The organism is Endozoicomonas sp. SESOKO4, assembly GCF_024606275.1.
On sequence record NZ_JAHHPS010000298.1, the window covers coordinates 1 to 1,702 of the forward strand.

Annotated in this window: 2 protein-coding genes; both read left to right on the forward strand. The window is 48.4% G+C overall.

The window, feature by feature from the left end:
* The coding region (locus tag KDK16_RS05595; RefSeq protein ID WP_257275064.1) for a glutathione S-transferase family protein at positions 1 to 604 on the forward strand (604 nt) is incomplete at its 5' end.
* A gap of 122 nt (positions 605 to 726) precedes the next feature.
* A complete protein-coding gene (locus KDK16_RS05600) occupies positions 727 to 1,422 on the forward strand; it encodes a class I SAM-dependent methyltransferase (RefSeq protein ID WP_257255339.1) in 696 nt (231 codons plus the stop codon).
* Positions 1,423 to 1,702: the final 280 nt, after the last annotated feature.

Sequence of the window (1,702 nt, forward strand, 5' to 3'; positions counted from 1 at the left end):
GGTCACTGAGAATGGCGTGGCCCTGTTTGAATCCGATGCCATCGCTGAATATCTGGAAGAAGCTTATCCCGCATTGCAGCCTGGCTTGAGTGCAGAGCAGAAAGCACTGAATCGCGCCTGGAGCTACCTGGGCAGTAAGCAGTATCTGGTCCAGTGCGCTGCCCAGAGAAGTCAGGATGCTCCGACTCTGATCAAGCGCGCCGGGAAGCTCGCCAGTGCCTTTGCCAAAGTGGAGAAGGTTTTGGGTGAGCACCTATTCTTCAACAGTGATTCACTAAGCATGGTCGATCTGGCGTGGCTGGCCGTGTTGCATCGTGCTCATCTCATTCAAGAAAACACGGGCTATGACTTCCTGACCTTTTATCCCAAAACTAAAGCATGGCAAAAAAGTCTGCTGGCTACCGGACTGGCCGAAAAGAGTGTCGCCGAAGACTTTGATGAAAAGTTCACAGGCTTTTATCTGTCTGGGGAGACCTTTCTGGGCCGCTGTGAACAGGGAGGGGATTGCAACGCCTCTAATCTCGAAGAGTGCAGCATAGAAGCGGACTGCTGCAAGACAAAAGCCGTGACTTGTAGGGATTCTGGCAATAGCTGCGGATGTTAAGCATCTGCTTTGGATGGATGGCCTGTTCGAATAGCATTTATGGGTGTTTTTTCGGATAGTTGGCATGGCTTTTCCTGATACCCTTTTGACCACTGAAAACAAACATTTGAGAGGGTGTAAGGATGAGCAAAATGTACGAGCAGTTCGCCAGGGACTACGAGAAAGCCATTGTCGATAATATTTACAATGGCAATCTGGAGCGTCCGTCTTTAATTGCTATGTTGCCTGAACTCGCCGGGAAAAATGTTCTTGATCTGGGGTGTGGGCCGGGTGTCTACGCAGAGTATTTGCTCAATCAGGGTGCATCGGTGACTGCGGTTGATGTCTCCCAGGAAATGATTGAGATCGTCATAGAGAAGTTGGGTGATAAGGTTCAAGCTTATCCGCAGGATCTCTCCCGGGGGCTGCCGCAAGAAAAAGATGCCAGCTATGACATCATTATTTGTCCTCTGACTGTGCATTACATTGAAGACGTCAGCTTGTTGTTCGGTGACGTTAAGCGCCTGCTGAAACAGGGAGGCGTATTTATTTTTTCTACCCATCACCCGGTAGTGGATTTAGAAGTGTCACCTTCAGACAACTACTTTCAAAAAGAGCTGGTCACGGAAGAGTGGGATACGGTGGGTCATCTTGTCGAAGTAAGCTTCTACCGTCGTTCATTGACAGAGTGGTTTGAGAGCCTGGCTTCAGTGGGTCTCTGTGTTACTCAGCTGTCAGAAGGAAAACCGACAGAGCGCATGAAGTCTCTCTGTGCTGAAAGTTATAAAAGGTTATCCACAACGCCTCACTTTATTTTCTTTAAGTGTGAAGTCAGGTAAGCACCTTTTTATAACCTTCAACTCCAAAAGCCATTGCACATTTGAGCTAACACTGAAACCATTGGCCGACCTGATAAAAATTAATTTAAAGGAAGTCTTGCTATGTCTGGGGGAGTTTTCAGACGGTGCGGTATCACCGCCAGTCTTTTAGTTGCTTGCTTTAACGTGCAGGCAATGGCCGCGAATATGAGTGATGATCTTGCTCCGGAGGCTGCAACAGGATTTCAACAAAAGAGTCTGGTAAAAGCCAGCAAACATATGGTGGTGGCGGCCAATCCGC